At 68.8% G+C, this 19348-nt stretch carries 17 protein-coding genes and 1 other RNA gene; 13 read left to right on the top strand and 5 right to left on the bottom strand.

What is annotated here, in order from left to right; translation table 11 throughout:
* The first annotated feature begins 122 nt into the window (after positions 1 to 122).
* The 5 genes from MKL11_RS15655 (at position 123) to MKL11_RS15635 (ending at position 4689) form a co-directional block, all read left to right on the top strand.
* Positions 123 to 926: an undecaprenyl-diphosphate phosphatase gene (locus MKL11_RS15655; protein WP_243944983.1), complete on the top strand. Its 804-nt coding sequence runs from the start codon at positions 123 to 125 to the stop codon at positions 924 to 926.
* A gap of 96 nt (positions 927 to 1022) precedes the next feature.
* Entirely contained in the window at positions 1023 to 2903 is a 1881-nt protein-coding gene (locus MKL11_RS15650) for a methylmalonyl-CoA mutase family protein (RefSeq protein ID WP_243944981.1), read from the top strand.
* 46 nt (positions 2904 to 2949) lie between these two features.
* Positions 2950 to 3339, top strand: a complete 390-nt coding sequence (locus tag MKL11_RS15645) for a hypothetical protein (RefSeq protein WP_243944979.1) — start codon at positions 2950 to 2952, stop codon at positions 3337 to 3339.
* Positions 3340 to 3475: 136 nt separating this feature from the next.
* A complete protein-coding gene (locus MKL11_RS15640) occupies positions 3476 to 3922 on the top strand; it encodes a hypothetical protein (RefSeq protein ID WP_243944977.1) in 447 nt (148 codons plus the stop codon).
* A 47-nt stretch (positions 3923 to 3969) separates the two neighbouring features.
* Positions 3970 to 4689, top strand: a complete 720-nt coding sequence (locus MKL11_RS15635) for a glutathione S-transferase family protein (RefSeq protein ID WP_243944975.1) — start codon at positions 3970 to 3972, stop codon at positions 4687 to 4689.
* A 10-nt stretch (positions 4690 to 4699) separates the two neighbouring features.
* Here the strand turns inward: MKL11_RS15635 and MKL11_RS15630 are convergent, their stop codons facing one another.
* Positions 4700 to 6448: a bifunctional protein-serine/threonine kinase/phosphatase gene (locus MKL11_RS15630; RefSeq protein WP_243944973.1), complete on the bottom strand. Its 1749-nt coding sequence runs from the start codon at positions 6446 to 6448 to the stop codon at positions 4700 to 4702.
* Positions 6445 to 7983, bottom strand: a complete 1539-nt coding sequence (locus MKL11_RS15625; RefSeq protein ID WP_243944971.1) for a YifB family Mg chelatase-like AAA ATPase — start codon at positions 7981 to 7983, stop codon at positions 6445 to 6447. Before MKL11_RS15625 ends, MKL11_RS15630 begins: the two co-directional genes overlap by 4 nt.
* Positions 7984 to 8140: 157 nt before the next feature.
* On the opposite strand from MKL11_RS15625, the gene MKL11_RS15620 reads away from it, so the two are divergent.
* From MKL11_RS15620 to MKL11_RS15605, 4 genes are all read left to right on the top strand, one after another.
* Positions 8141 to 8404, top strand: coding sequence for a PepSY domain-containing protein (locus MKL11_RS15620; RefSeq protein ID WP_243944969.1), 264 nt, complete (start codon positions 8141 to 8143; stop codon positions 8402 to 8404).
* Positions 8405 to 8445: 41 nt separating this feature from the next.
* An RNA gene (gene ffs, locus MKL11_RS15615) (signal recognition particle sRNA small type) lies at positions 8446 to 8544 on the top strand.
* A 36-nt stretch (positions 8545 to 8580) separates the two neighbouring features.
* Complete coding sequence (locus tag MKL11_RS15610) at positions 8581 to 10461, top strand: DNA polymerase III subunit gamma/tau (protein ID WP_243944967.1); 1881 nt, start codon at positions 8581 to 8583, stop codon at positions 10459 to 10461.
* Between the two features lie 82 nt (positions 10462 to 10543).
* Positions 10544 to 10867, top strand: coding sequence for a YbaB/EbfC family nucleoid-associated protein (locus MKL11_RS15605; RefSeq protein WP_243944965.1), 324 nt, complete (start codon positions 10544 to 10546; stop codon positions 10865 to 10867).
* Positions 10868 to 11027: 160 nt separating this feature from the next.
* Here MKL11_RS15605 and MKL11_RS15600 read toward each other — a convergent pair whose 3' ends face one another.
* Complete coding sequence (locus MKL11_RS15600; RefSeq protein WP_243944963.1) at positions 11028 to 12446, bottom strand: alpha/beta hydrolase family protein; 1419 nt, start codon at positions 12444 to 12446, stop codon at positions 11028 to 11030.
* Between the two features lie 306 nt (positions 12447 to 12752).
* A complete protein-coding gene (locus MKL11_RS15595) occupies positions 12753 to 14372 on the bottom strand; it encodes a phosphoenolpyruvate carboxykinase (RefSeq protein ID WP_243944961.1) in 1620 nt (539 codons plus the stop codon).
* Positions 14373 to 14798: 426 nt separating this feature from the next.
* Between MKL11_RS15595 and recR the strand changes: the two genes are divergently transcribed.
* From recR to truA, 4 genes are all read left to right on the top strand, one after another.
* Entirely contained in the window at positions 14799 to 15404 is a 606-nt protein-coding gene (gene recR, locus MKL11_RS15590; RefSeq protein WP_243945047.1) for a recombination mediator RecR, read from the top strand.
* Between the two features lie 125 nt (positions 15405 to 15529).
* Complete coding sequence (def, locus tag MKL11_RS15585) at positions 15530 to 16045, top strand: peptide deformylase (protein WP_243944959.1); 516 nt, start codon at positions 15530 to 15532, stop codon at positions 16043 to 16045.
* Between the two features lie 4 nt (positions 16046 to 16049).
* Positions 16050 to 16979 carry a methionyl-tRNA formyltransferase gene (gene fmt / locus MKL11_RS15580; RefSeq protein WP_243944948.1) on the top strand — a complete coding sequence of 310 codons (930 nt, stop codon included), beginning with the start codon at positions 16050 to 16052 and terminating at the stop codon, positions 16977 to 16979.
* Entirely contained in the window at positions 16979 to 17731 is a 753-nt protein-coding gene (gene truA, locus MKL11_RS15575) for a tRNA pseudouridine(38-40) synthase TruA (protein WP_243944946.1), read from the top strand. Before fmt ends, truA begins: the two co-directional genes overlap by 1 nt.
* Positions 17732 to 17957: 226 nt before the next feature.
* Here truA and dapE read toward each other — a convergent pair whose 3' ends face one another.
* The gene (gene dapE / locus MKL11_RS15570; protein ID WP_243944944.1) at positions 17958 to 19127 is read right to left on the bottom strand and encodes a succinyl-diaminopimelate desuccinylase; all 1170 of its coding nucleotides are present in this window, start codon (positions 19125 to 19127) and stop codon (positions 17958 to 17960) included.
* Between the last annotated feature and the right edge of the window lie 221 nt (positions 19128 to 19348).

Here is a 19348-nt window from a genome sequence, read left to right as displayed (position 1 = left end):
GCGCTGCCTGTTCCGGTAACTGCCCGTCAACCCTGATGGGCGAAGCCTCCGGGCGCAATTTTCCCATGGTTCGCGACGCGCTCACCCAGGGCTGTCGCGCGCCCGCGGCGCGAGGCTCGACAATGGATCCGGTAAGCATCGGCAAGGCGGTCCTGCTCGCCCTGGTGGAGGGCGCGACCGAGTTCATCCCGGTCTCGTCCACCGGTCACCAGCTCCTGGTCGGCCACTTCATCGGCTTCCACTCGCCCAACAACACCTTCGAGGTGCTGATCCAGCTCGGGGCGATCCTGGCGATCCTGGCGGTGTATTTCCGCCGGCTGATCGGCATCGCCACCGCGCTGCCGACCAACCCGCAGGCGCGCCGCTTCGTGATCGGCATCCTGGTGGCGTTCCTGCCGGCGGCGATCATCGGCGGCCTCTTCTCGAAGGTGATCAAGGCCTACCTGTTCAACCCGTGGATCGTGTGCGCGACCCTGGTCGCCGGCGGCCTGGTGCTGCTCGTGATCGACGATACCGACCTCGAGGTGAAGAAGACCGACGTCTACGACTTCACCCTGCCGATGGACTTCAAGATCGGCATCTTCCAGTGCCTGGCCATGATCCCGGGCGTGTCGCGCTCGGGCGCCACCATCGTCGGCGCGATGCTGATGGGCGCCGATAAGCGCTCCGCCACCGAGTTCTCCTTCTACCTCGCGATGCCGACCATGGCCGGCGCCTTCGCCAAAGACCTGTTCGACAATTACAAATTCCTGTCGAGCAACGATGTCGGCCTGATCGTGATCGGCTTCGTCGTGTCGTTCATCTCGGCCTTGTTCGTGGTCCGGGTGCTGCTCGACTACGTGTCCCGCCACGGGTTCCGGCTGTTCGCCTGGTGGCGGATCATCGTCGGCGCCCTGGGCTTCGCCGGGCTGATCATCCTCGGATAACTATCCTCGCCCAACGGGCAATTGCCTCCGGGCGAGCGGCGTGCGAGGCAAGTCCCTGAAAGCGGTGCACAAGACGCTGCGGCCCGGGACGTTCCGATGGAAGACACACAGCTCGCCGACCTGTTCGAGCCCGCCGATCGGGCGCGCTGGCTCGGCCTCGTGGACAGCGTCCTGAAGGGCGCTGATTTCGAGAAGCGGCTGGTCTCCCGGACGAGCGACGGCCTGCGGATCGAGCCGCTCTACGAGCGGGCCGAGCCGACCGCACAACCGTTCCGCGAGCCGGGACCCTGGCGGGTTTCCCAGCGGGTCGACCATCCCGAGATCGCCGCCGCCAACGTTCAGGCGATGACCGACCTCGAAGGCGGCGCCGACGCGCTGGCCCTGGTCTTTGCCGGCGCGGCCGGCGCCCGGGGCTACGGCCTGAGCACGCAGAGTGTCGAGGAGCTCGACGCTGTGCTGAAGGGGGTGATGCTGCCGCTGATCAGCCTGCGCCTGGATTCCGGTGCGCGCGGCCTCGAAGTCGCCGGCCTGGTGAAGGCCCTTGCAGCGCACCGCAACGAAGACCTGTCCACCTACGATCTCGATCTCGGCATCGATCCGGTCGGCACGCTGGCTGCCACCGGCAGCCTCGGCGCGGTCTGGAGCGAGATCGCCCCGCGGCTGGCCGCCACCGTCTCGGATCTCGAAGCGGCGGGCTTCCGTGGCCGGGCCTTCGTGGCCGATGGACGCCCCTACCACGAGGCCGGCGCCGGCGAGGCGGCCGAACTCGCCGCCGTGCTCGCCACTGCGGTCACCTACCTGCGCGCCCTGGATGCGGCTGGCCACGACCTCGCCACCGCCCGCGACCGGATCGCGGTGCTGCTCGCCGCCGATGCCGACGAGTTCGTGACGGTGGCGAAGTTCCGCGCCCTGCGGCGGCTCTGGACCCGGATCGAGCAGGCCTGCGGGCTGGATCAGAAGCCCCTGCGCCTCCATGCCGAGACCGCGTGGCGGATGATGACCCGGCGCGATCCCTTCGTGAACATCCTGCGCACCGGCATGGCCGCCGCCTCGGCCGGGATGGGCGGCGCCGATGCCGTGACGGTGCTGCCCTATACCCAGGCGCTCGGCCTGCCCGACCCCTTCGCCCGCCGGGTGGCGCGCAACAGCCAGATCGTCCTGCTGGAGGAATCGCACCTCGCCCGGGTCAGCGACCCGGCCGCCGGTGCGGGCGGGTTGGAGGCCCTAACGGCCCAGCTCGCCGAGGTGGCCTGGGCGGCGTTCCAGGCGATCGAGGCTGAGGGCGGCATCGTCGCCTCGCTCAGCGTCGGCAAGCTGCAACGCCGCATCGAATTGACCCGCGAGGCCCGGGCCAAGGCCGTGGCGACCCGTCGCGAGCCTCTGACCGGCGCGAGCGAGTTTCCCAATCTCGCCGAGAAGCCGGTCACGGTGCTCGACGTGAAGCCGGTGACTGCCGGCCCCAGCTCGAATTTCGGCTCCGGCTCGGCCGTCGCCTGCGACGCGCTGCCGTCGCTGCGCCTCGCGGAGCCCTTCGAGGCGTTGCGCGACGCCTCCGATGCCGTCCTCGCCAAGACCGGCCGCCGGCCGGCCGTGTTCCTCGCCAATCTCGGCTCGGTCTCGGCCTTCAACGCCCGGGCGACCTTCGCGGCCAACGCCTTCGCGGCCGGCGGCATCGAGGCCGTGTCGAACGACGGCTTCACCGATCCGGCCGCCCTCGCGGCAGCGTTCCGGGAATCCGGCGCCGCACTGGCCTGCATCTGCTCCACCGACGCGATCTATGCCGAGCATGCGGTGGAGGCTGCGAGGGCGCTGAAGCAGACGGGCGCCGGAACGATCTACCTTGCCGGCAAACCGACGGATCTGCTCGACCCGCTGAAGGCGGCGGGCGTGGACGCCTTCCTGCATGCCGGCTGCGATCTGGTGGCTCTGCTCAACGGCGCGCTCCGCGCCGCGATGCGCCCGCCCGCGGCCTCGTAAGCCTCATCGAACCGCGCCTGCCTCGTCCCCTGCCCCATCCCCCGCCATGAGCCGAAACCGCTTCGGGTGCCTGATCGGCGCCGCCTTGATCCTCGGATGCACAATCCCTGCGGAGGCCGTCCCCCGCAGCGTCGCGATTCCGGACCGGTTCGACGGCACCTGGAGCTTCGAGATCCTGACCGAATCGGGTACCTGCGACCGGGCCTATCGCTATCCGGTGCGGATCGAGCATGGGCAGGCCCGGTTCATCGGCACCGCCTTCGTCGTGCAGGGCAGCGTCGCCCGCAACGGCGTGGTGCGCGGCTCGATCGACAGTGGAATCGCCACCGCCAACGTCGCCGGCCGTCTCGGCCCGGACGGGTTCGGGACCGGGACCTGGGTTGCCTCCGGTGCCCTCGAATGCCGCGGCCGCTGGAAGGCCGAGCGGCGCGGCTGAGGCCGCGCGGTCACGGTCGCGAAATGGTCCGCATCTTGCCCGAGATCGGGCGGATGCAGCACGCCGTCAGCCGCGATCCCGACGCAATCATGAGGGAATGCTGAACGCCGTTCGGACACCCGACGAGGCCGCCCGCATGAAGTCCACGATCCTCGCCACCTTCGCCGTCCTCACGCTCGTCTCGACCGCGCAGGCGCGTCCCCACCGGCATCCGGCCGCTCCGGCCGTGAACCAGGTGGAAGCCGAGAAGGTCATGACCCCGCTGCGGCAGGCGGCGACGGCGTGCTTCGCCGAGACCGTTCTGGCGAACCCCAAGGCGACCGCCGAGGCCCGGGCCGGCCACTGGTACGAGGCCGTGGGCATCACCGGCTTCCTGTGCCGTCCGGAGGTCGCCGCGATGATCCAGGCGCATGATCGGATCTACGGCGCGCGGACGGGCGAGCGCTACTTCAAGGGCGCCTACGTCAAGCATCTCGACCAACAGCTCGCCGAGCACCTGCAGCCGATGCTGGCCCACAAGGCCGTCGCCAGCGCCGAGCCGCCGCCCGAGAAGGTTTCGGACAGCGAATCCCCGGCCAACTGATCGGGAACCACCCGCTTGGGGTGAACCGTCTTGGTCCAGGAGATGCGATGCCCTACGAGCTGCATTACTGGCCGATGATCCAGGGGCGCGGCGAGTTCGTCCGCCTCGCCCTCGAGGAAGCCGGCGCCGACTATGTCGATGTCGCGCGCCGGGACGACGACGCCGGCGGCATCGAGCCGATGCTCGACCGCCTTGCCGATCCGAACAATCCCCGACCGCCCTTCGCACCGCCGTTCCTCCGCGACGGCGCGATCATGATCGGGCAGAGTACCGCGATCCTGCTGTATCTCGGGCCCCGGCTCGGCCTCGTCGGCGCCTCGGAGGCGGACCGGATCTGGACGCACCAGATCCAGCTCACCATCGCGGATGCGGTGGACGAGGCGCACGACACCCACCACCCCCTCGGAGTCGGCCTGTACTACGCCGACCAGAAGCCGGAGGCGTTGCGCCGGGCGAAGGGTTTTCGCGCGGAGCGAATCCCCAAGTTTTTCGGCTATTTCGAGCGCGTGTTGGCGGCGAACGGGGGCGAATGCCTGGCCGGCTCGACGCTGTCTTACGCCGACCTGTCCCTATTCCAGCTCGTCGCCGGCCTGCGCTACGCCTTCCCGAAAGCGACCGCCGTGGCTTTGCGCGACACGCCCCATGTCGCCCGGCTGCACGAGGCGGTGGCGCAGCGCCCGCGGATCGCCGCCTATCTCGCGAGCGACCGGCGCATCCCGTTCAACGAGGACGGGATCTTTCGCCGGTATCCGGAGCTCGACGGCTGAACCTCACTGTTCACCGGGGCGGGTGGGCGATCAGGATGCCGGCCAGACCGAGCGCGATGAGCGCCAGCACCAGCGACAGCAGCCGCCAGAACAGCAGCGGGTCCCGCTCCAGCAGCGCGGCCCGGCGCGTCTCGGTGAAAGCGGGATTCGGATGCCGGAGGTCGTGGACGAATTCCGAGAGCGCCCGGTAGCGCCGGGCGGGATCGGGATGCACGGCATTGTGTAGCGCGCCATCGACCCAGGCCGGCAGGAGCGGCCGGGTAGTCCGGGCCGAGACGTAGCGGAGCTTGCGCTGGGCGGCCCGGGTCAGCGCCCGGGGCACCCCGTCACCGTAGGGCAGCCGGCCGGTCAGCATCTGGTAGGCGATGACGCCCACCGCGAAAATGTCGGAACCGGCCGTGGAAGGCTCGCCGAGGAAGCACTCGGGCGCGGTGTACTGCACCGTCCCCAGGATCTCGGCGGCGTCGATCTGCGGATCGCCCTCCACCACCCCGGCCACCGTGGTGGCGCCGAAATCGATGACCTGCACGGTCCCGGCCGTGTCGAGCAGGACGTTGTCGGGCCGGAGATCCTGATGGACCATCTCCCGCCGGTGGAAGGCCTGCACGCCCTTGGCCAGCTGCTCGATGAGGCCGCGCACAGCCTCAAGCTCGGGCGTCGGGTGGTCGCGCATCCACTGGGTCAGGGTCTGGCCCTCGACGTAGCGCATCACCGTGTAGAGGTGGCTTCGCCGCCGGGTCTGCGGTTGGGCCTTGAGCACGTGCGGGCTGTCGATCCGCCGGGCGATCCACTCCTCCAGGGCGAAGCGCTTGCGCTGGGCCGGGTCGTCGCGCAGGTCGAGCGACAGGACCTTCAGGGCGACCTGATCCCCCGTCTGCGCATCGATCGCCAGGTAGACCCGGCTGCGCGGCCCGGAATGCAGCGTGCGCAGCAGCCGGTAGCCATCGAATTCGGCCGGCGGATCGAGCAGCGGCGCCGGGTCGAGGCTCTCGACGCCGCCGAGCAGATCGGCGGCGTCGCCCTCGGGCACGGAGTCGATCCGCACGATCTGGACGGTCAGGTTATCCGGGCTCCCGGCCTCGCAGGCCGTTTCCACGATCGTCCGGGCGGCAGACTCGAGATCGTCCCCCGCCCCCGCGATCGTGGCGACCATGTCCCGCGGGCGGACATGCTCGTGGACACCGTCAGTGGTGAGCACGAAGAGGTCGCCGGCCTCCACGGTCACCGCGTGATAGTCGATCTCGACATGCCCGCCCGCCCCCAGCGCCCGGCCGAGATACGATTCCGCCGCCGAGACCACGACCCGGTGATCCTCGGTGAGCTGTTCCAGCGAGCGCCCGGCCACGCGCCAGATCCGGGCATCGCCGACATGGAACAGGTGCGCGGTGCGCGCCTTCAGCACCAGCGCGTCGAAGGTCGTGACGTAGCCCTTGTCGGCATCGTGCGGGTCGAGGCCGCGCCGCGTCAGGGCGTAGAGCCAGGAATTCGTCGCCGCGATCACCCTCTGCGCCGAAGACTTCACCGACCACGTGTCGGGGGTGGCGTAGTAGTCGCTGAGGAAGCTCTTGACCGCGGTCTCGCTCGCCAGGGCGCCGACCGCGCTGCTGCTGATCCCGTCGGCGAGCGCCACCGCGATGCCCTTCAGGCCGAGCGCCGGCTGTGACGGCACCAGCACCCCGTGAAAATCCTGGTTGGCCTCCTTCCGCCCGGCCGCGCTGGCCTGGCCGATCGTGACGGTCGGCGCGCCCGCGCCGCTCACGCCGCCGCCGCCGACGCGTCGCCCCGGCCTCGGTAAGACAAAGCCTCGGCCAGATGCAGCCGGCGCACCTGCGCCTCGCCGTCGAGATCGGCCAGCGTGCGGGCCACCCGCAGGGTCCGGTGGAAGCCGCGGGCAGAGAGGCGCATGCTCTCGGCCGCCTGCCGGATCAGGGCCGTGCCCTCGGCATCGGGGGACGCGACCTCCTCGATCAGCGTCGACGGGCAGGTGGCATTGGTGGTGGCGGCCGGCAGGGCGCGGGCAGCGTAGCGCGTCGTTTGCAGCGTGCGGGCGGCGGCGACCCGGGCCGAGGCCTCCCGGGAGCCCTCGGAAGGCGGCGGCAGGATCAGGTCGGCGGCGGTGACCGCCGGGACCTCGATGCGCAGATCGATCCGGTCGAGCATCGGCCCGGAGATCCGCGCCTGATACTGCGCCATGCAACGTGCGTTCGGCCCGCGCCGGCAGGCATAGCCCGGCTCCAGCCCCTGGCCGCAGCGGCACGGGTTCATGGCTGCGATCAGCTGGAAGCGCGCCGGATAGGTCACCCGGTGGTTCGCCCGGGCGATCATGACCTCGCCGGTCTCCATCGGCTGGCGCAGGCTGTCGAGCACCTGCGGGGTGAATTCCGGCAGCTCGTCCAGGAACAGCACCCCGCCATGGGCGAGCGACACCTCCCCTGGTCGCGCACCCAGGCCGCCGCCGACCAGCGCCGCCATCGAGGCGGAATGGTGCGGCTGCCGGAACGGCCGGCGGTTCGAGAGCGCCCCGTCCTTTAATTCGCCCGCCACCGACTGGATCATCGAGATGTCGAGCAGCTCCCGGGGCGTGAGCGGCGGCAGGATCGAGGGCAGCCGGGCGGCGAGCATCGACTTCCCGGAGCCGGGCGGACCGTTCATCAGCAGGTTGTGGCCGCCGGCCGCCGCGATCTCCAGCGCGCGCTTGGCGCCCTCCTGGCCCTTGATGTCGGACAGATCCGGCAGCGGCCCCGTCAGTCCGGCGACCGAGGGCTCCGGCCGGGCCATGACCTGGCTGCCCTTGAAGTGGTTGGCGAGCTGGATCAGCGAGCGCGGGGCGAGCACGTCGAGATCGCCCCCGGCCCAGGCCGCCTCGGATCCGGTGGATGCCGGGCAGATCAGCCCGAGGCCGCGGGCTCCCGCCGCGATGGCGGCCGGCAGCACGCCGTTCACCGCCGTGATGCTGCCGTCCAGCGCCAGCTCGCCCAGCACGCAATAGCCGCCGAGGGCATCGGCCGGGATCGCCCCGATCGCCGCCATGACGCCGAGCGCGATCGGGAGATCGTAATGCGAGCCCTCCTTCGGCAGGTCGGCCGGGGCGAGGTTGACGGTGATGCGCTTGGCCGGCAGCGCCAGACCGGAGGCGATCAGGGCGCCCCGTACCCGCTCGCGCGATTCCGCCACCGCCTTGTCGGGCAGGCCGACCACGTTGAACACCACGTTGCCCGGGATGATCTGGACCTGCACGTCGACGGCCCGGGCCTCGATCCCCTCGAACGCCACGGTGGCGACGCGTGTGACCATAGGTCGGCAGTCCTGGGCCCCTGAGCCGGAGCGGCGCGACGGGCAACCTTAGCTGTGCGGGAAAATCGAAGCGGGCTCAAGAGGATCGCGGATCGCGCGGAACCCTGGCGTGGTCTTCCTGTTCAAAGCCGGCACGCAATAAAAACCGGAGACCGCCATGCGCCTCGCCATCCCCCTGCTCGCCCTCACGCTGTCCGCCGGCTTCACCGCCACCGCCCGGGCCGACGAGAAGTTGCCGCCCGATCAGCAGGCCAAGGTCGAGGCCGTGCTGCGCCAGGAGGGCTTCACCAAGTGGAAGGAGATCGAGCTCGATGACGGGATGATCGAGGTCGAAGACGCGGTGCATTCCAACGGCAAGCGGTTCGATCTGAAGCGCGATTCGAAGACCCTCCTGGCTGTGGTGAAGCGCAAGGCCGAGTAGCCGGCGCTTGCGTTCGGCCAAGAGCCCGGCCATATAGCCGGCGGGGGGTTGGCGAGGGACGTTTCACTCGCCAACCGGGTCAGGTCCGGAAGGAAGCAGCCCTAACGAGACCGAGCGGGTCTTCGTCCAGCCTCCCACCTCATTTCCTGGCGCTCGGAAGCCCGACCCGACACGGCATGGACGCTTCGACCGGCACGCCTGACGACGAGCCGGGCCTGCCCGGGTTCGCAAGCCCCGCCAGCGCGGCGACGCCCTATCGGGTGCTCGCGCGGAAATACCGCCCCACCAATTTCGGCGACCTGATCGGCCAGGACGCGATGGTCCGGACCCTGGCCAACGGGTTCGCGGCCAACCGCATCCCGCAGGCCTGGATGCTGACCGGCGTGCGCGGGGTCGGCAAGACCACCACCGCCCGCATCCTCGCCCGCGGCCTCAACTACGCCCGCGCCGGCGTGCCCGATACCGGGCCGACCGTGTCGATGCCGGAACTCGGCCTGCATTGCGCGGCGATCATGGAATCCCGGCACATGGACGTGCTGGAGATGGATGCCGCCTCGCATACCGGCATCGACGACGTGCGCGCGATCATCGACGGCATCCGCTACGGGCCGGTCTCGGCGCGCTACAAGGTCTACATCGTCGACGAGGTCCACATGCTCTCCGAGAAGGCGTTCAACGCTTTCCTGAAGACGCTCGAGGAGCCTCCGCCTCACGCCAAGTTCGTGTTCGCCACCACGGAGATCCGCAAGGTCCCGGTGACGATCCTGTCGCGCTGCCAGCGCTTCGACCTGCGCCGGGTCGAGGCGCCGATCCTGCACGCGCATCTCGCCAAGGTCTGCGCGGCGGAAAGGGTCGAGGCCGAGGACGAGGCGCTGGGCGCCATCGTGCGCGCCGCCGAAGGCTCGGTGCGCGACGCGCTCTCGCTGCTCGACCAGGCCATCGCCCACGGGGCCGGCGCGGTCACCGCCCAGAGCGTGCGGGACATGCTCGGGCTCGCCGACCGGGCCCGGATCCTCGACCTGTTCGAGGCGGTGATGCGCGGCGCCGTGCCGGCGGCCTTCGCGGAATTGCGGGCGCAGTACGATTCCGGCGCCGACCCGTCGGTGGTGCTGTCCGACCTCGCGGCCTTCACCCACCTCGTGACCCGGCTGAAGGTTGTGCCCGAGACCGCCGCCGATCCGACGCTCAGCGAGACCGAGCGGGTCCGCGGCGGCCAGTTCGCCGAAAAACTGTCGATCCGCGCCCTGTCGCGGGCCTGGCAGATCCTGCTGAAGGCGATCCCCGAGGTGCAGGCCGCCCCGCGCCCGCTGGCGGCGGCCGAGATGGCGATCGTGCGCCTGGCCTACGCGGCCGACCTGCCGACTCCGGACGAGGCTTTGCGCCAGCTCAAGGCCGAGGCCGCATCGGCCCCCGCCGAAGAGGCGACGCCCCCCTCCGCCCGTCCGCCCCTGCCGCCGGTCCCCGACCTGCGCGGTGGCGGGCCGACGGCGGCGGCCGTCGCGCCCAGACCGATGCCGATCGTAGCTCCTTCGGCGGCTCCTTTGGCGATTCCCGTCGCGGCGCCGGCTCCGACCGCGATGGCCGCCCCGTCGGAACGGCCGGCCGCCCCGCCCGCATCCCGCCTGGCCCGCTATGAGGATATCGTGGCGCTGGCCGAGGCCAACCGCGACATCCTGCTGAAGACCGCCCTGGAGCGCGACGTCCATCTCGTGCGTTTCGCGGAAGGCCATATCGAGTTCCGCCTCGCCCCGGGCGGCCGGGCGAGCCTCGCCACCGACATCGCGGCCGCGCTCCTGCGCTGGACGGGCCAGCGTTGGGTCGTCTCCGTGTCCAGGGAAGCGGGCGCGCCGACCCTTGACGCTGCCGTCAAAGCCGCCACGGAGACCCGCCGCGAGAACGCGGCCGCCGACCCGTTCGTGCGCGAGGTGCTGACGCGCTTCCCCGGCGCGGAGATCGTAGACGTGCGCGAGACCGCGCCCCCTTCCACGGCCGAGCCGGAGATTTCGGCGGACGGCGATACGGTCCCGGCGGACGAGACCCCGGACGAGGACTTCTAGGGCGCGCCCGGCCGGGCGCACGTGGCGACACCGCCCCGTCGTCCCCAGATAGACTCACCAACCCGCGACGAGAGAGAGCCGCATGCGCGACCTGATGGGCATCATGAAGCAGGCTCAGGCCATGCAGGAGAAGATGGGCTCCCTGCAGGCCGAGCTCGACGAGATCGAAGTGACCGGCGCCTCCGGGGGCGGCTCCGTGCGGGTCACCATGAGCGCCAAGGGCCAGATGAAGGGCGTGACGATCGACCCATCCTTGATGGTCGCCGACGAGCGCGAGATCCTGGAAGACCTGATCGTGGCCGCCTGCAACGACGCCCGCGGCAAGGCGGAGGCAACCATGCAGGAGCGCATGGCCGAGCTGACCAAGGGCTTGCCCCTGCCGCCCGGGATGAAGCTGCCGTTCTGACACGCGCCCGCCGCCGCGTTCAACATCTGTCCGACGCAACGCGCAGGTCAGAATGAGAGTCTGGTGTTGCGTCGAATCTGCGATCCGATCGGTGGCACTTCCGAACCGAGGTGACATGGCGCACTGCGCCTGAAGAACCGGCGCGGCCGCGCAGACCGCGTCAATGCGCGACCGTCGCAGTCTGCGGCCAAACCACCATTCTGTCGACAGCGTAGGGCCGACATGTCGCGTGATCCTCGCCGCTACACTTGGCGAGGGCAGCCGCGACGGGATCGACGTCACCCACAGCCATCGACCATGCGCCGCTTGGCGCGATAACGAAGGCGCGGGGACGCTTGGCAGTCAAGAATTGCCTGTAGGCTGTTTTGCCGGCCACATCGACGTAAGGAAGCGCGTCGACATCCTCGAGTTTCGCGAAGCGGCTGGGCGGTGGTGACGGTGTTGGATACGCCCAGACCACCGCATCGTTGAAGGCATAGGGCCAGCACGTGACCTTGCGTTGCTTGCACGTTGTCATTGCACGAGCCAGCGGATCGAAACCGCCGGTCTCCGAAATAACTACCGCGTTGGGTGCGATCACGAAGACTCGGGGGGGCACTGCCGTGAGGAATTTTTTGTACAGCGCCTGACCTTGCTCATTGAGGAACGGCACTGCATCGATATCGTTGATTGAGGCGTATCCAGATGGCTGTGGCGGCTCGATCGGCACATATTCCGGATGGACGTTTTTGCTCGGCAGCCCGACGCTGGCTAAGAAGCGATCGACCTTATCGGCGAACAACACGATGCTGTAAGGGTCGCTGAGCAATTTATGCGAATTGCTTTTATAGAGGCCAAAATCGACGAGTTCGGCTTGCCCTCCCCTTGTGACATAAGCGTGATGCATGGCTTGCCAGAGCGGCTTGGGGAAAAGTCGGTCATTGCTGCCGTAGATCCACAGCGACGGTACAGGGTTTCTCGCTCCGATCCGGCTGCTACTTTCGATGAGGGCTCCGCTATCGTTCCGGCACGTTGACGAATGCAGGCCGCCATAGAAATTGACGATTGCCGCAACGCGGGCACCTTGGAGTGCACCCAGCGCGAGGGAGTTCCAGCCGCCGAAACTCGAACCGGCGACGAGAATACGATCGGCAGCGAATTCGGACCGCTTCGCCAAGTGATCGATGACAGCCAGGAGGTCGGCCGCAGTGTCGTGAGCCAGATCATCAAGCTGACAGCCGGTTGCGCTGAGCCTACCGCCGGACTGACCGAAGCCGCGCATCAATGGCATCGCGACCGCATACCCCCTCGACAGGAGGTAGTAGACGCCCATGTTCTGACCGACATTTTTCTCGTCGACGATGAGACCTTCCCCATTGCTCCCGTGATTCCATAGGGCCAGCGGAAACGGTCCGGTGCCTGGAGGGAAAACGACAGGGACCCTGAGCTTGACGGGCCGCCGGGGATCACCTGGAAGATCGAGAACTATTCGCCGAGCCGGCTGAGGCACCTGGCTGCCTACCTGCTGGGCTTCACTTTTTCCAAATGCCGAGCTGAATCCCAATAACACACAAGCCAGCAAGACAAAGTTGTTGCGCAAGATGCCCGCCCCCCGGAGGTACATGCCGGGCTAGCTTAGCAAGTTCCGAGACCACGTCGAGCCTGGACAGGTCGTGCTGATGAAAATCCATATAGAACTGTCGTCAATAACTCATTTCCAAGTCGAGAAGAATACGATTTCCAAAGTCTTATTTTCGCATGAAACCCATGCGCTTTGATCAGTCATCAAATGCGATCGGTGAACGATCTTTCGAGCCTGAGTGGCCGATCGCGATGCTTCATGGGCTTCGCAGTAAAGCCAGGAGATCGGGAGCGACAGCCGTTCGGGCCGCCGCCCCTGTCACACTCACGCTGCGATCGCCTGCGCAGTCGGCCCGGCGGCGCGCACGTCGGAATCGACATGGGCCTCGAAGCGCTTGAAGTTGTCGTCGAACATCTTCACCAGCCGCGCGGCCGTCTCGACGAAGGCACCCTTGTTGCCCCAGGTCTTCACCGGGGTGAGGATATGCGGCTCGACGCCCGGGACCGAGACCGGCACCGCGAAACCGAAATACGGGTCGCGGCGGAACTCGGCCTGGGCGAGCGAGCCGTCGAGCGCCGCACTCAGCAGCCGGCGGGTGACACGGATCGGCATGCGCCGGCCGGTGCCGACGCCGCCGCCGGTCCAGCCGGTGTTGACCAGCCAGCAATCGACACTGTGCTTGGCGATCAGGTCGCGCAGCAGGTTGCCGTATTCGCTCGGGTGCCGGGGCATGAACGGCGCACCGAAGCAGGTCGAGAACGTCGCCTCCGGCCCGGTTAGGCCGCGCTCGGTGCCAGCGACCTTGGCGGTGTAGCCGGACAGGAAGTGGTACATCGCCTCGGCGCCGGTGAGCTTGGCGATCGGGGGCATCACCCCGAAGGCGTCGCAGGTCAGCATCACGATGTTCTTCGGATGCCCGGCCCGGCCGGTGGCGCTGGCATTGGCGATGAAGTCCAGCGGATAGGCGCAGCGGGTGTTCTCGGTGAGCGAGCCGTCGTCGAAATCCGGCACGCGGCTGACCGGATCGATCACCACGTTCTCCATCACGGTGCCGAAACGCTCCGTGGTGGCGTAGATCTCGGGCTCGGCGTTGCGCGAGAGGCGGATCGTCTTGGCGTAGCAGCCGCCCTCGAAGTTGTAGATGCCCTCGTTCGACCAGCCGTGCTCGTCGTCGCCGAGCAGCTGGCGCGAGCTGTCGTTCGACAGCGTGGTCTTGCCGGTGCCCGAGAGGCCGAAGAAGATCGCCGAGCCGCCCTCGGCGTCGAGGGCCGCGTTGGCCGAGCAGTGCATCGGCATCACGTTCTGGCCGGGCAGGATATAGTTCAGGTAGGTGAAGACCGACTTCTTCATCTCGCCCGCGTAGGCCGAGCCGCCGATCAGCACGAGCTTCTTGGCGAAGTCGATGGCGATCACGGTCTTCGACCGGCAGCCGTGCCGGGCGGGATCCGCCTGGAAGCTCGGCAGGTCGATGATCGTCAGGTCCGGCACGTAGGCGGCGAGCTCGGAGCGGTCCGGGCGGATCAGCAGGTTGCGGATGAACAGCGAGTGCCAGGCGAACTCGGTGAACACCCTTGCCTTCACCCGGTGGGCCGGATCGGCGCCGCCGTAGAGGTCCTGGGCGAACAGCTCCTTGCCCTCGGCGTGCTTGAGGAAATCCTGGTGCAGGGTCGCGAACTGCTCGGGCGTGATCGCGCCGTTGTTCTCCCACCAGACCTCGTTCTCGGTGGTGGCGTCGCGCACCACGAACTTGTCCTTGGGCGAGCGGCCGGTATGGCTGCCGGTGGTCGCCACGAAGGCGCCGCCGCGGGCGAGCTGGCCCTCCTTGCGGGCGAGCGCCTCCTCGTAGAGGCGCGGCGCCTCGAAATTCCAATGGACGGCCTTCAGCGCTCGGAAGCCGGCGGCCTCCGCGTCGTGGGCCGCGTTGTGATCACCGATATTGGTCAAGAGCGTATCTCCCGGGGCCCCTGTTCGTGCTGTCGACGCGACATGACCGGACGCCATCGGCATCCGGGATCGCCCGGGGGACGTCCGTGCAGTCGGACAGGACCGCCGCACGCTGGATCTCCGTTCCCCGGTCGCTTGCCGGTCCCATATTGGATAGGCGGTCAAGCGTTGCCGTCTTACTGGGTCTTGCCGGGAGCCTGCAACGTGGTCGCGCGGGTTTGACCACAGTGATGAGGGCAGGACGCCACAGCTGTAACCAGTTGGATCTGGGTATTCTTAATTCCCGCGCGGGCAAAGTCAGTCGGAAATACCCATATCGGCGGTAGGCGGAGATGCGCTCTTGCGCGGCGCCCGCCGGCCGCTATGCCCTGGCGGAGGTTCCCAGCCCCTCGCCCCAGCCCCTCGCCCCCCCGCTCAAGAGGCATGATGCCCCAAGCCGTCGCCGGCCCCGAGATCGAGCGCCTGATCCAGCTTCTGTCCCGGATGCCGGGCCTGGGACCGCGCTCGGCGCGGCGGGCCGCGCTCCAGCTCATCAAGAAGCGTGAGACGCTGCTCGGGCCGTTGGCCGACGCCATGCGGGTGGCGGCCGAGCGCATCGTGGTGTGCACGAACTGCGGCAACGTCGACACCTCCGAGCCGTGCACGATCTGCCGCGATGCCGAGCGCGATCCCTCGACCCTCGTGGTGGTGGAGGACGTGTCGGACCTCTGGGCGCTGGAACGGTCCGGGGCCGTCAAGGCGCGCTACCACGTGCTCGGCGGCGTGCTGTCGGCGCTGGACGGCGTCCGGCCCGAGCACCTGAACCTCGGCAGCCTGGTGGAGCGCGCGGCCGATCCCGCGGTGAAAGAAATTATCCTGGCGCTGAACGCCACCGTCGATGGCCAGACCACCGCCCATTACCTCACCGAATCGATCCGGCACCTCGACCGCAAGGTGACGCGCCTGGCCCATGGCGTCCCGGTCGGTGGCGAGCTCGATTACCTCGACGAGGGCACGCTCACCGCGGCGATCCGCAGCCGCACCGCCTTCTGAGCGCACACCTCATTCGAAGCGCGGCAACACAGCACGACAGATATTTGACCGACCTCGACCCACGCCATATTGCCTCGGAACCCCCGGAGTCCGCGTCTGTGGCGCTCCCCTTGCCGGTTTCCGCCATGACCATCCGTCCGCTCGTCATCCTCCCCGACGCCGTCCTGCGCCGCATTTCCGATCCTGTCGGGCCGATCACGCCCGAGATCCGCACCCTCGTGGCCGACATGTTCGAGACCATGTACGACGCGCCGGGCGTTGGGCTGGCGGCGATCCAGGTCGGCGTGGCCAAGCGGGTCGTGACGATCGACACCTCGAAGGAAGAGGGCGTGCGCGACGCGCGCGTGTTCATCGATCCGGAAATCACCTGGGCCTCGGAGGAGAAGCGGGTCTACGACGAGGGCTGCCTGTCGATCCCCGAATATTACGCCGAGGTCGAGCGGCCCGACCGGGTCCGGGTGAAGTTCCGCGACATCGAGGGCCGGGAGCAGGAGATCGAGGCGGACGGCCTGCTGGCGACCTGCATCCAGCACGAGATCGACCACCTGAACGGCGTACTGTTCATCGATCACATCTCGAGGTTGAAGCGCGACCGGGTGATCAAGCGCTTCACCAAGGCGGCCAAGCGCGACGCGGCCTGAATCCATGCGCGTCGTCTTCATGGGCACGCCGGATTTCGCGGTGCCGACGCTGGCGCGGCTCGCGCAGGACGGCCATACGATCGTCGCCGTCTACACCCGTGCCCCCGCCAAGGCCGGCCGGGGCATGAGCCTGCGGCCCTCCCCGGTCCATACGCTCGCCGACACCCTCGGCATCCCAGTGCTGACACCGGCGAGCCTGCGCACCCCCGAGGCCGCCGAGACCTTTGCCGGGCACGCGGCCGACATCGCCGTGGTGGTCGCCTACGGCATGCTGCTGCCGCAGGCGATCCTGGATACGCCGAAGCACGGATGCCTCAACCTGCATGGCTCGCTGCTGCCGCGCTGGCGCGGCGCGGCGCCGATCCAGCGCGCCGTGATGGCTGGCGATGCCGAGAGCGGCGTCGGCGTGATGCGTATGGACGCGGGCCTCGATACCGGGCCGGTCGCCCTGGAGGCGCGCGTCCCGATCGCACCCGGCATGACCGCGGGTGAGTTGCACGACGCTCTGATGCCGGTGGGGACCGCGCTGATGTCCCAGGCCCTCGAACGCCTCGGTCGCGACGACCTGACCTTCACGCCGCAAGCCACGGAGGGCGTCGTCTACGCGCACAAGATCGGCAACGACGAGGCGCGGATCGACTGGTCGCGCCCGGCCGAGGCTGTGGCGAGCCACATCAACGGTCTGTCGCCGTTCCCGGGCGCCTTCTTCGAGGTCGATCTCGGCAAGGGGCCGGAGCGGGTGAAGGTCCTCCGGGCTTCGGCTGCCGAGGGTGCGGGCGTGCCGGGGACTCTGCTCGACGCTAGCGGGCTGGTCGCCTGCGGCACCGGGGCGATCCGGCTGCTCGAACTGCGCCGGGCCGGCAAGGGCGGCAGCGCCAGCGGGGCCGAGTTCGTGCGCGGCGCGCGCATCGCGCCCGGCGCAAGCCTCGGCTGATGCCCCGCTACAAGCTGGTCATCGAATATGACGGCGGACCGTTCTGCGGCTGGCAGCGCCAAGCCGATCAACCCACGGTGCAGGGGGCGATCGAGGCGGCGGTGACCCGCTTCTCCGGCGAGGACGCCCGGCTCACCTGCGCGGGCCGTACCGATGCCGGGGTCCACGCCATCCATCAGGTCGCCCATCTCGACCTCGCCAAAGACTGGCGGACCGACACGGTGCGCGATGCGGTGAATTCCTATCTGCGGCCGCTCCCGGTCGCCGTGCTGTCGGCCGAGATCGTCCCAGCGAGCTTCGACGCGCGCCACTCGGCGATCCGCCGGCACTACCGCTACCGCATCCTCAACCGCCGCAGCCCGGCCGCGTTGACCCGCGCCCATGTCTGGCACGTGCACTGGCCCCTCGACCCGGACGCGATGCACCACGCCGCCCAGCGCCTGGTCGGCCTGCACGACTTCTCGGCGTTCCGGGCCGCCGAGTGCCAGGCGAACAGCCCCGTGCGGACGCTGGAACGGCTCGACGTGGCGCGCGCCACGATGGCGTTGCATGAGGAGATCGTCGTGACGACCTGCGCCCGCTCGTTCCTGCACCATCAGGTGCGAGCCATGGTCGGGACGCTGATGCTCGCCGGCTGCGGGCGGCTCTCGGCCGACGACGTGGCCCATATCCTCGCTTCGGGCGAGAAGCGCTGGTGCGGACCGCTGGCGCCGGCCTCCGGGCTGACGTTCGTGGGGGTGGATTACGCCTAACTGCTGATTCGAACTTGCAATTCCCGGTGGAAGACGGTTCTGAGCCACGGAGATCCCAATCTTCCCTCATCCCAAGGTGAGGGAGCGAAGCCGAGGCCTCGATGGAGCCCGCCAGATGGCTCCACGATCCCTGGAGCGCACCTTCGAGGCCCACTGGCGCGGGCACCTCAGGCTGAAGGCGCCGGTTGGAAAGACGGGTCGAACGGGATCTGGGCGTGCCGCTCGATCAGCCCCGTGCCGAAAAATACGCCTCCAGCACCCGCTCATAGATCGCCGTCAGCCGGTCGAGATCCGCCACGGCCACGCATTCATCCACCTGGTGCATGGTCTCGCCGACCAGCCCGAATTCGATCACCGGGCAGGCATCCTTGATGAACCGGGCATCCGAGGTGCCGCCGGTGGTGGACAGCATCGGCGTCAGGCCGGTCTCGGCCTGGATCGCCCGGGAAACGAGTTCCACGAAGGCGTCCGGCTGGGTCAGGAAGGCCGGCGCGTTCGACGGCTGCAGGTCGAGGGTGAAGCGCACGGCGTTGCCGGCCGCCTGCTCCAGACGCTTTTGGAGTTCGGCGCCGAGGCTCTCGGCGGTCCAATCGTCGTTGAACCGGACGTTGAAGGTGGCCCGGGCGGTGGCCGGGATCACGTTGGTGGCTTGGTTACCGACGTCGATCGTCGTGAATTCGAGGTTCGAGGCGTCGAAATGTGCCGTGCCGCGGTCGAGGGGTTCCGCCACCAGCGCCGAGGCGAGCCGCAGCAACCCAGGGATCGGGTTCTCGGCCTTGTGCGGATAGGCGACGTGGCCCTGGCGCCCAAGCACCGTCAGCTTGCCGGTAAGCGAGCCGCGGCGGCCGATCTTGATCATCTCGCCCAGCCGCCCGGGATTGGTCGGCTCTCCGAGCAGACAATGGTCGAAGCGCTCGCCCCGGGCGCGGGCCCAGTCGAGCAACTTGACTGTGCCGTTGACCGCCGGTCCTTCCTCGTCTCCGGTGATCAGGAAGGCGATGGAGCCGGGAAAGCCGCTGCCCCGATGTTCAAGGAACGCCAGGGTGGCCGCCAGCATGCATGCGATGCCGCCCTTCATGTCGGCGGCGCCGCGTCCGTAGAGCATGCCATCCGCCACCGCCCCGTCGAACGGGCCGAAGCGCCAGGCTCCGTCACCTTCCGGCACCACGTCGGTATGTCCGGCAAAGACCAGGCAGGGCCCGCGCGCGCCGATCCGGGCATAAAGATTTGGCGTATCGGGATAGCCCGGCTCGGAGAAGACCGGTCGCTCGACCGAAAATCCCGCCTCGGCCAGGGCCTGCGCCACCACGCCGAGGGCGCCGTGATCCGCGGGAGTCACCGACGGACAGCGGATCAGCGCTTGCGCGAGCGACAGGGCGGAATGGTCGGCCGGCATGTGGCATGTCCCGGGACGGAAAATCCTGCGACGCCCCATACACCAAGTTGGGGGCTCCCAGGACGTCGCGCGGTCCGATCGCGTCCCGAGACGCGCCCCTCGGAGGATTGGTTCGGCACCACGGATTCGAAGGATCCTGCGCGGAGGCGTCACACGAGTGCGTGAAGACAGACCCGATCGTCGACTTCGTCAAACTTTTTCAATTGTGCCGGCAGTATTGT

Source organism: Methylobacterium sp. J-077 (assembly GCF_022829365.1).
Taxonomy (GTDB): Bacteria; Pseudomonadota; Alphaproteobacteria; order Rhizobiales; family Beijerinckiaceae; genus Methylobacterium.
Note: the sequence above shows the minus strand (reverse complement) of the source record. Positions and strands in the feature narration are given on the sequence as shown.

What these genes read in the sequence shown, in the direction of transcription:
- MKL11_RS15655 (WP_243944983.1), top strand. Translation starts at nt 123, where the DNA reads ATGGATCCGGTAAGCATCGGCAAGGCGGTCCTGCTCGCCCTGGTGGAG.
- MKL11_RS15650 (WP_243944981.1), top strand. Translation starts at nt 1,023, where the DNA reads ATGGAAGACACACAGCTCGCCGACCTGTTCGAGCCCGCCGATCGGGCG.
- MKL11_RS15645 (WP_243944979.1), top strand. Translation starts at nt 2,950, where the DNA reads ATGAGCCGAAACCGCTTCGGGTGCCTGATCGGCGCCGCCTTGATCCTC.
- MKL11_RS15640 (WP_243944977.1), top strand. Translation starts at nt 3,476, where the DNA reads ATGAAGTCCACGATCCTCGCCACCTTCGCCGTCCTCACGCTCGTCTCG.
- MKL11_RS15635 (WP_243944975.1), top strand. Translation starts at nt 3,970, where the DNA reads ATGCCCTACGAGCTGCATTACTGGCCGATGATCCAGGGGCGCGGCGAG.
- MKL11_RS15625 (WP_243944971.1), bottom strand. Translation starts at nt 7,983, where the DNA reads ATGGTCACACGCGTCGCCACCGTGGCGTTCGAGGGGATCGAGGCCCGG.
- MKL11_RS15620 (WP_243944969.1), top strand. Translation starts at nt 8,141, where the DNA reads ATGCGCCTCGCCATCCCCCTGCTCGCCCTCACGCTGTCCGCCGGCTTC.
- MKL11_RS15610 (WP_243944967.1), top strand. Translation starts at nt 8,581, where the DNA reads ATGGACGCTTCGACCGGCACGCCTGACGACGAGCCGGGCCTGCCCGGG.
- MKL11_RS15605 (WP_243944965.1), top strand. Translation starts at nt 10,544, where the DNA reads ATGCGCGACCTGATGGGCATCATGAAGCAGGCTCAGGCCATGCAGGAG.
- recR (WP_243945047.1), top strand. Translation starts at nt 14,799, where the DNA reads ATGCCCCAAGCCGTCGCCGGCCCCGAGATCGAGCGCCTGATCCAGCTT.
- def (WP_243944959.1), top strand. Translation starts at nt 15,530, where the DNA reads ATGACCATCCGTCCGCTCGTCATCCTCCCCGACGCCGTCCTGCGCCGC.
- fmt (WP_243944948.1), top strand. Translation starts at nt 16,050, where the DNA reads ATGCGCGTCGTCTTCATGGGCACGCCGGATTTCGCGGTGCCGACGCTG.
- truA (WP_243944946.1), top strand. Translation starts at nt 16,979, where the DNA reads ATGCCCCGCTACAAGCTGGTCATCGAATATGACGGCGGACCGTTCTGC.
- dapE (WP_243944944.1), bottom strand. Translation starts at nt 19,127, where the DNA reads ATGCCGGCCGACCATTCCGCCCTGTCGCTCGCGCAAGCGCTGATCCGC.